The organism is Humidesulfovibrio sp. (assembly GCF_035560995.1).
In the GTDB taxonomy this organism is placed as follows: domain Bacteria; phylum Desulfobacterota; class Desulfovibrionia; order Desulfovibrionales; family Desulfovibrionaceae; genus Humidesulfovibrio.
In genome coordinates this window covers 1-7,668 of record NZ_DATMYK010000119.1, presented here as the reverse complement: position 1 = coordinate 7,668, position 7,668 = coordinate 1, and the positions used below count along the sequence as shown (strand labels likewise).

Annotated in this window: 10 protein-coding genes; 7 read left to right on the top strand and 3 right to left on the bottom strand. The window is 68.1% G+C overall.

What is annotated here, in order from left to right:
- Window positions 1-133: 133 nt before the first annotated feature.
- Both VN419_RS04775 and VN419_RS04770 read right to left on the bottom strand, forming a co-directional pair.
- The gene (locus VN419_RS04775) at window positions 134-1,123 is read right to left on the bottom strand and encodes a 4Fe-4S binding protein (RefSeq protein ID WP_325644996.1); all 990 of its coding nucleotides are present in this window, start codon (window positions 1,121-1,123) and stop codon (window positions 134-136) included.
- An 18-nt stretch (window positions 1,124-1,141) separates the two neighbouring features.
- Window positions 1,142-1,516: a hypothetical protein gene (locus tag VN419_RS04770; RefSeq protein ID WP_325644994.1), complete on the bottom strand. Its 375-nt coding sequence runs from the start codon at window positions 1,514-1,516 to the stop codon at window positions 1,142-1,144.
- A 208-nt stretch (window positions 1,517-1,724) separates the two neighbouring features.
- Between VN419_RS04770 and VN419_RS04765 the strand changes: the two genes are divergently transcribed.
- Genes VN419_RS04765 through VN419_RS04755 form a run of 3 tightly spaced genes read left to right on the top strand, consistent with a single transcriptional unit; the run spans window position 1,725 to window position 3,574 of the window.
- Window positions 1,725-2,339: a hypothetical protein gene (locus VN419_RS04765; RefSeq protein WP_325644990.1), complete on the top strand. Its 615-nt coding sequence runs from the start codon at window positions 1,725-1,727 to the stop codon at window positions 2,337-2,339.
- A gap of 31 nt (window positions 2,340-2,370) precedes the next feature.
- Window positions 2,371-2,895, top strand: coding sequence for a hypothetical protein (locus VN419_RS04760; protein ID WP_325644987.1), 525 nt, complete (start codon window positions 2,371-2,373; stop codon window positions 2,893-2,895).
- Between the two features lie 4 nt (window positions 2,896-2,899).
- A complete protein-coding gene (locus VN419_RS04755) occupies window positions 2,900-3,574 on the top strand; it encodes a GDSL-type esterase/lipase family protein (RefSeq protein WP_325644985.1) in 675 nt (224 codons plus the stop codon).
- A 196-nt stretch (window positions 3,575-3,770) separates the two neighbouring features.
- On the opposite strand, the gene VN419_RS04750 is transcribed toward VN419_RS04755, so the two are convergent.
- A complete protein-coding gene (locus VN419_RS04750) occupies window positions 3,771-5,348 on the bottom strand; it encodes a glycosyltransferase family protein (protein ID WP_325644983.1) in 1,578 nt (525 codons plus the stop codon).
- Between the two features lie 85 nt (window positions 5,349-5,433).
- On the opposite strand from VN419_RS04750, the gene VN419_RS04745 reads away from it, so the two are divergent.
- The 4 genes from VN419_RS04745 to ruvA form a co-directional block, all read left to right on the top strand.
- Window positions 5,434-6,033: an RlmE family RNA methyltransferase gene (locus tag VN419_RS04745; protein ID WP_325644981.1), complete on the top strand. Its 600-nt coding sequence runs from the start codon at window positions 5,434-5,436 to the stop codon at window positions 6,031-6,033.
- A gap of 53 nt (window positions 6,034-6,086) precedes the next feature.
- On the top strand, window positions 6,087-6,830 hold the full coding sequence (locus tag VN419_RS04740) for a YebC/PmpR family DNA-binding transcriptional regulator (protein WP_325644979.1): 744 nt from the start codon (window positions 6,087-6,089) through the stop codon (window positions 6,828-6,830).
- A gap of 1 nt (window position 6,831) precedes the next feature.
- Complete coding sequence (gene ruvC, locus VN419_RS04735) at window positions 6,832-7,341, top strand: crossover junction endodeoxyribonuclease RuvC (RefSeq protein ID WP_325644977.1); 510 nt, start codon at window positions 6,832-6,834, stop codon at window positions 7,339-7,341.
- Window positions 7,338-7,668 (top strand): Holliday junction branch migration protein RuvA (ruvA, locus tag VN419_RS04730; protein WP_325644975.1); only part of this gene is annotated, 331 nt, incomplete at its 3' end. The genes ruvC and ruvA, both read left to right, overlap by 4 nt.

Below are 7,668 nucleotides of genomic sequence, written 5' to 3'. Positions count from 1 at the left end.
CGCCAAGCGCGTGCGCCTGGACACCCTGGACTACTGACGTCGGGGCAGCCTCGCCCTGCAATGAAAAAGCGCCGCCCAGGTTCTGCCCGGACGGCGCTTTGCCGTTTCATTCGCTCATTTTGCGCGCGCGGGACTAGAAGTCCGGCACCTTGCCCAGCATGAGCATGTGCATGCGTCGTACCATGGGCGCGGGGATGGGCGACTGCCACAGGCCGAGCATGTCGGCCACAATCGAGGCGCCAATGAGCAGCGCCAGGCACCCGGCGGCGATGCTCCACCAGGGGATGCGCCTGCCGAGCACGCTCATTCCCAGGCAGCCCGGCACCGGGCAGGCCCCCACGCATTCCAGGCAGCCCTGGCACTCGGGTGAGGCCACACGCAGGGTCTTGTCCACCGGCAGGGCCACGGGGCAGGCTTTGGCGCAGCGCCCGCAGGAAACGCAGGCGTCGGCATCGCGCGTCACCGCCGTGGGCGAAAGCCAGGACACAAGGCCCAAGAGCGCGCCGTAAGGGCACAGGGCCCGGCACCAGAAGGCCGGGATCACCACCGAGGCCGCGGCCAGCACGCCCAGCACCCCAAGGGTGAGGGCGGAGGGATGCTGGAAGAAGAGCAGCATGCGCGTGTCGGCCACGAAGTTGAAGGGCGCGCGCAGGAAACCCTCGATGTCCTCGGCGCTCATGCTCAGGGTCACATAGGCGAAGCCCGCGAAGAGCAGATACTTGGGCGCGGCCATGATCCTGCGCCCGGTCTGGCCGGGCTGCCAGATGACGCCCAGCTTGCGGCCCAGGCGCTCCAGGGCGTTGGAAATGAAGCCCACGGGGCAGAGCTGGCCGCAGAAGCCCTTGCGCAGCAGCAGGCTCATGCCCAGGATGGCCAGGAAGATGGTCAGCCCGGCCGGGTGGATGGGGTCGTAGGCTCCGGTGAACAGCAGGCGCTTGGCCGCCATCAGCGCGCTGATGGGCAGGAAGCCCTCCACAGCGGGAGGCTTGGGCGTCCAGAGTTCCGTCTCGCCCAGGGCCCAGCGCACGTGGGCCAGAAAGCGCACGGCGGTCCAGGCCAGGAACAAAGCAAAGCCAGCCTGCACCAGAAGGCGCAGGCGCGGGGGGGTAAACGTACCGCGCATGGGGTGTGCCGCCTGGGTTTACGCCCAGCCGCGGACCTCCGCCGCGAAGAGCTCCAGGTTGTTGGGCTCGCCCGCCTTGTGCTCGTCTGGGTAGAGCAGGGCGGACATGAAGAACACGCTGCCCACCTTGAGGGACATGGCAGCGTTCTGTGAGAAGCCGTCCAGGCGCTCTGCGGCGTCATCTGCAAGGCCGCGGCCCAGGGCGGCGACGAGGGGCGCGGCCTCTCCCGAGAGCTTGGAGAGCAGCGCGGCCTTTTCGCGCATTTTGGCCTCATACCCGGCCTGGTCGCCCTTGCCGTGGATGATGGCTTCGGCCTCGGTCTCTATGGCCTTGACCTGCTTGGCCTTCTCGTCAAGAAAATCCGCCAGTTTGGCGGTTGCGTCAGCGCTCATGGTATCCTCCTTGCGGGACAGGGCCCACCCCATGTGCGGGAAGATAGCCCCGCAGGGGGCGGCTGGCAAGGGCTCTGGCAGGGGCGGCATGATGAACGCGGGCAGCGCCCTCCCTGCCGGGGCCGCTGGACAGAAGCGCCCTTTCCCGGTACCCCTGGCCCCGCACCCCCGGTGTAATCCGTGGATGAAACCCGTGAAGGAGGCTCCCGTGCCCATACTCTCCGCAAGCCTTGGAATCACCCGCTACCGCGTGGTGGAGGAAATTCCGGACTCGCTCTGGCGCGAGGTTCCCAAACGCCTGCAGGACAACGCCTTCCGCGATATCGACGCCACCACGGACGAGCGCTCCTGGGGCTGGTGCAACCTGGACAACATGCTGGACATGGATTGGGCCGAGTCCCCGCCGGAAAAGGGGCACTACATGTGCTTCTCCCTGCGGCTCGACACGCGGCGCATTCCCCCGGCCGTGTTCAAGAAGCACTGCATGATCGCCCTGGCCCAGGAGCTGACCCAGGCCAAGGCCGAGGGCAAGGCCTTCATCTCCAAGGACCGCCGCCGCGAGATCAAGGACCAGGTGATGCTGCGCCTGCGGGCGCGCAGCCTGCCCATCCCGGCCGTGTTCGACGCCATTTGGAACACGCAGACCGGCCGCGTGCTGCTCTTGACAACCAACTCCAAGGTCAAGACCATGTTCGAGGACCACTTCAACCTCTCCTTCGGCCTGGAGCTGGAGGCCCTGACCCCCTTCGCCATGGCCGTGGACATGCTGGGCGAGGAAGTCGTCTCGCGCCTGGAGAACCTTGAACCCACGAATTTCATCTAGCCGGGCCCGGACCGGAAGAGAGGCATAGCGCATGGATCTGGCACTGGCGGAACGCGAGAACACGATACTCGGGCAGGATTTTCTCACCTGGCTGTGGCACGCCACAGAGGCGCGCGGCGGAGTCTTCAAGGACGCGGACGGACGCGAGTTCCACCTGCGCATGGAAGAACGCCTGAGCGTCCAGGGCGGCGACGGCGAAGGCCTGGAGTCGGCCTCGGTCAAGAGCCCCAGCGGCGAGCTCACCGAGGCGCGCAGCGGCCTGCGCACGGGCAAGAAGGTCAACCGCGCCCAGCTGCGCTTTGACCGCGACCCGGAGAGCTGGCAGCTGACCCTGAAGGACACGGATTTTTCCCTGTCCGGCCTCAAGACCCCCAAGGTGGAGACCACCGACCGCGAGGACACCGACCCGGACGCCCGCGTGCTGGAGAAGATGTTTCTGGTGGAGCAGTGCCTGGAACTCCTGGACAGCGTGTACCGGGAATTTCTGACCCTGCGCCTCTCGGCCAAGTGGGCCGAGGAGACCCGGACCATCGGCGTCTGGATCGCCAAGGGCTAGGGCCATGCAGCAGAAGCCCAGCCTCGCCGCACAGCACGACGAACGCGTCACCCTGGCCGCCTATGGCGACAGCCTTGTGGCCGGGTGGGGCCTTTCCACCCAGGACGGCCTTGTGGCCCGCCTGGAGGCCGAGCTGGTGAAAGCCGGAGCGGGCGGCGCGCGCGGCGTGCGCGTGCTCGATTTCGGCGTGTCCGGCGACACGTCGCTGGACGGCTTGGAGCGCCTGGAGGAAGTCCTCGCGGCCAAGCCGCGCGCGGTGCTTCTGGAGTTCGGCGCCAACGACTGCTACCAGGGCCTGCCCCTGGATGAGACCCGCGACGCCCTGTACAAGATGATCAGCGCCCTGCGCGCGGCGGGCATAGCCGTGTTCGTGGCGGGCTGGCGCACCAGCATGGACCTGTTCAAGCCCTACGACGACCCGGACCTGGCCGGACTGGTGCCCCTGGCCCCGCCCCTGTACACCGAGGAGTACGTGGAGCGCTTCAACCGCATGCACGTGGAGCTGGCGCGCCGCCTGGACGTGCCCTGCATGGCGCACATCCTGGACTCCCTTGAGGGCCAGGGCGGCTGCTACCAGGCCGACGGCGTGCACCCCAGCGCCAAGGGCGCGGCCATATTGGCCCAGGCCCTGGCTCCGCTTCTGCTGCCCCTGCTGGCCGAGCCCGCCCCGGCAGAATAATTCCGCTTGAGCCGAGGAACCGCTCAACGAGGCCGGTTTTTCGAGCGTTGTCCGACGTCTCGCGCCCCCTGCGTGGTGGGCGCGTCGTACTTATTCTGCCTTCGCGCGCTGCGAAGGTCTGCTGTCCCGCATTCAGGAAATGTCCGGAGCGAATGCGTCCGGCCGTCGTGCTTTCGGCTGCGGCGAAGGCTGCGGCCTATGCGAGACCCACAGCCTCCAGCACGGTGCGCACGCGGTGCGCATAGGTGTGCCGCGCGGCCAGCTCCGCGCGCCAGGCCTGTTTCAGGCCGGCGGTGTCGGAGGCTAGTAGCTCCCGCAGGCGCGGGGCGATGTCCTCCGGCCTGCGGAAGCTGATCTCCCGCGTCAGGTCGGCGGGGAAGAGCGAAAGTCCGGGCGTGGCGTCCGTGAGCAGCAGCCCCCCCCAGGCCCAGACGTCGAAGTGCCGCTGGGTGAGGCCATGGGGCAAGAGCGGGCTGGTGCAGTTGAGGCACGCGCCCGCGCTGGCGCAGAGGTCCGGCAGGGCCGCGTAGTAGTCCACCGGCCCGCGCAGGTCCGTGCCCTCGGGCAGCAGCCCGCGCCAGCCGTCTTCACCCTCCAGGGGCCCGAAGACCGTCAGCTCTCCTGCGAGATCCTTTTGCGCCCGGCGCAGGCAGGCCGTGCGCCAAGCCTTGCCCGTTTCCTCGGTGCAGAAGCCCGCGCGCCGCGCTTCCGTGCCGGGCCACAGTTTTTCTATGCCCAGGCGCGTGAGCCACCAGCCGAAGTCCGCCCTGCCGCCTTGGGCCAGCAGGTGTTCGGCTTCGGTCCAGGCGGCCGCCGGAAGCGCACAGCCCGCGAAAAAGTCCGCCTTGCCGGGAAAGGCGCTGCGCCCCACAAACGCCAGCCGCTGCGCCAAATCGGCAAAGGCGGGCGCTGGCGCGCGCGCCGGGCCTGTCACATCCAGCGCCCGCGCGGCCAGGGGCAGGTGCCGCACGTTCGTCGCGCCAAGTTTGCGCAGCGGTGCAAGGAACCAGTCGTCGGTGACGAAGAGCGGCAGCCGCGTCCAGAAGCGCGCCTTGAGGCCGGAGAGCAAGTGCAGGGGATTGTCCACGCACCATACGGCCACAGTGGCCCCGGCGGCTTCCAGCAGGTGCGCTGCCTGGCCCAGGGGGTCGAGGCCCCGGAAGTTCACGCTGAAGTAGAGGGCCGGGCGCTCGCCGCCCGCCAGCAGGTCGCGCACGGCCGTTTCGTCCGGCAGCTGGCGCACGCGGAAGCCTAGGGACTCGAAGGCCTCGCGCAGCTCCCGGCGCAGCAGGTCGGCCTCGCCGCCGGGCAGCCAGACCAAGTCCTTGTCCACGGCCTGAGCCAGATCCTGGGGCAGGAAGGCGGCCTGCAAGCGCGCCAGAAGCGGGCCCCAGAAGTCCGGGAACAGGCGCGGGCCGGGACGGTAGAGCAGCACGCGGGCGGTTTGGGCGCAGGCCGAGGCTTCAGTCGGGGGCAGCTCATGCCAATGGGCGGGGATGCGCGCGCGCCAGTCCTCGCCCAACTGGGCGGAAAGCTCCGGGGCCTCGATGAAGGCCACGCGGCTGGAGTTTCGCAGCGCGGGCAGCAGCTCCGCCAGGCGCTCCGGCTCCGGGCCGAGGCCCAGGAGCAGCACGTCCTGTTGGCCGGGTCTCGCCGGGCCGAGCGGCAGGAAGTCCTGCGCCGAGGCGGGCAGGGTCTTGGGCAGGCCCAGGGCGTCCAGAATGCGTTGGCGCCTGGGGCGGCCGGTCTGCTGCTCGGGGGCCTGTTCTGGCATTGCGTCTCCTTCGGTGGCGGCGGCTGGCGCGGCGTTCTTGGCAAGCGGGGCGGATTACGCTAGTGGTGCTGGCACAGGACGGCCCATGAAACAATATCGCGACCATTATTTCAAGCGCGCCAAGGCGGAAAACTACCCCGCGCGCAGCGTGTACAAGCTGCAGGAGCTGGACGCCAAGTTCTCGCTCCTGAAGCCCGGCCTGAAGGTGCTGGACCTTGGGGCCGCGCCCGGCTCCTGGACGTTGTTCGCGGCCAAGAAGGTGGGCCCGGCGGGCTTTGTCCTCGCCCTCGACATCCAGTCCACGGAGCAGGAATTCCCGGAGAATGTCCAGTTTCTTGTGCACGACGCCTTCGAGGACACGCCGGAGCTTCTGGCCCTCATGGAGCCGCACCTGCCCTTTGATTTCGTCATGAGCGACATGGCCCCGCGCACCACGGGCGTGAAGTTCACGGATCAGGCGCGCAGCGTGGAGCTGTGCGAGCGCGCCCGCGACGTGGCCCTGCGCCGCTTGAAGGTTGGCGGCGATTTCGTGGCCAAGATCTTTGAGGGGCCGGACGCCAAGGCCTTTCAGGAGTCGCTGCGGCCCTGGTTCGAAAAGGTGCGCGGCTTCAAGCCCAAAAGCTCCCGCGCGGAAAGCAAGGAGACCTTCATTCTGGGGCTTGGCTTTCGGGGCGAGGTTCTGTAGAATTTTCTGTTTCGGAGCCGCAGGGCCCCATATTATACTTTTTTGGAGGATTCATGTCCGGACATAGCAAATGGGCCACGATCAAACGCGCCAAGGCCAAGACCGACGCCAAGAAGGGCGCCGTGTTCACCAAGATCACCAAGGATATCATCCTTGCGGCCAAGGGCGGTGGCGATCCCAACATGAACGCCCGCCTGCGCGCAGTCATCGCCAAGGCCAAGTCCGCCAACATGCCCAACGACAAGATCGAGCAGGCCGTCAAGAAGGGCACCGGTGAGCTGGCCGGGGGCGAAATCTTTGAGATGATGTACGAAGGGTACGCCGCAGGCGGCGTGGCCATGCTGGTGGAGGTGGCCACGGACAACAAGAACCGCACCATCGCCGAAGTGCGCCACATCATCGGCAAGGCCGGCGGCAACATGGGCGAGCCCGGCAGCGTGGCCTGGATGTTCGACAAGCGCGGCGTGCTCTCCTTCGATGCCGCCAAGTACACCGAGGACCAGATCATGGAAGTGGCCCTGGAGGCCGGCGCCGACGACGTGGTGGCCGAAGAGGGCACCCTTGAGGTGCGCGTGGCCCCGGAGAACTACTCCGCGGTGGAGAAGGCCTTCGAGGACGCGGGCATCGCGGTGGAGAACTCCGAGCTGACCATGCTGCCCAAGAACCTCACCCCGGTGGACGCGGCCACGGCCCGCAAGGTCATGACCCTGATGGAGAACCTGGAGGAGAACGAGGACGTGTCCAACGTCTACGTCACCGCCGACTTCACCGACGAAATCATGGAAGAGCTGGGGTAGCATGGCTGCGCCCGTGGCCGTGCTGGGGCTCGACCCCGGAAGCCAGGTCACCGGCTATGGCGTGGTGCGCGAGGCCTCCGGCCGGGCCGAGCTCGTGGCCGTGGGCACCATCCGCACGCCAAGCGGGGGCGACATGGCCGAACGCCTCGGCGTCATCTACTCCCGCGTGGCCGAGCTGATAGCCGCCCACGCGCCCGACGAGGCCGCCATAGAGAGCGTCTTCGTGGCCAAGAACAGCGCCTCGGCCATAAAGCTCGGCCAGGCGCGGGGCGCGGCCATGGCCGCCTGCGCCGTGGCCGGCCTCTCCGTCGCCGGGTACCCGCCCACCATGGTCAAAAAGAGCCTGGTGGGCGTGGGCCGGGCCGAGAAGGAGCAGGTGGCCTTCATGGTGGCGCAGATTCTGGGCGTGAAGAAACCCGACTGGGCGCTGGACGCCAGCGACGCCCTGGCCGTGGCCATCTGCCACCTGAACGAGCGCAGAATGCGCAAGCTGACGGGGGCCAAGTCATGATCGCCTACCTGGAAGGACGCCTGCTGGACCTCACGGCCAAGGGCTGCGTGGTCGTCACCCCCGGCGGAGTGGGCTACGAGCTGGCCCTGCCGAGCACCGCGCTGGTCTCCCTGCCGCAGAAGGGCGGGGAGGTGCAGCTCTTTACGCACATGATCGTGCGCGAGGACGCCCTGGACCTTTACGGTTTCACCACGCGCGACGACCGCGACCTGTTCCGCCTGCTCATCGGCATCGACAAGCTGGGGCCGAAAAAGGCCCTGTCCATCCTCTCCCACTTTCGCCCCGAACACCTGCGCGAGCTGGTGCTGCGCGAGGACGCCGACATGC

What these genes read in the sequence shown, in the direction of transcription:
- ruvC (WP_325644977.1), top strand. Translation starts at nt 6,832, where the DNA reads ATGGCTGCGCCCGTGGCCGTGCTGGGGCTCGACCCCGGAAGCCAGGTC.
- VN419_RS04775 (WP_325644996.1), bottom strand. Translation starts at nt 1,123, where the DNA reads ATGCGCGGTACGTTTACCCCCCCGCGCCTGCGCCTTCTGGTGCAGGCT.
- VN419_RS04750 (WP_325644983.1), bottom strand. Translation starts at nt 5,348, where the DNA reads ATGCCAGAACAGGCCCCCGAGCAGCAGACCGGCCGCCCCAGGCGCCAA.
- VN419_RS04740 (WP_325644979.1), top strand. Translation starts at nt 6,087, where the DNA reads ATGTCCGGACATAGCAAATGGGCCACGATCAAACGCGCCAAGGCCAAG.
- VN419_RS04770 (WP_325644994.1), bottom strand. Translation starts at nt 1,516, where the DNA reads ATGAGCGCTGACGCAACCGCCAAACTGGCGGATTTTCTTGACGAGAAG.
- VN419_RS04745 (WP_325644981.1), top strand. Translation starts at nt 5,434, where the DNA reads ATGAAACAATATCGCGACCATTATTTCAAGCGCGCCAAGGCGGAAAAC.
- VN419_RS04760 (WP_325644987.1), top strand. Translation starts at nt 2,371, where the DNA reads ATGGATCTGGCACTGGCGGAACGCGAGAACACGATACTCGGGCAGGAT.
- VN419_RS04755 (WP_325644985.1), top strand. Translation starts at nt 2,900, where the DNA reads ATGCAGCAGAAGCCCAGCCTCGCCGCACAGCACGACGAACGCGTCACC.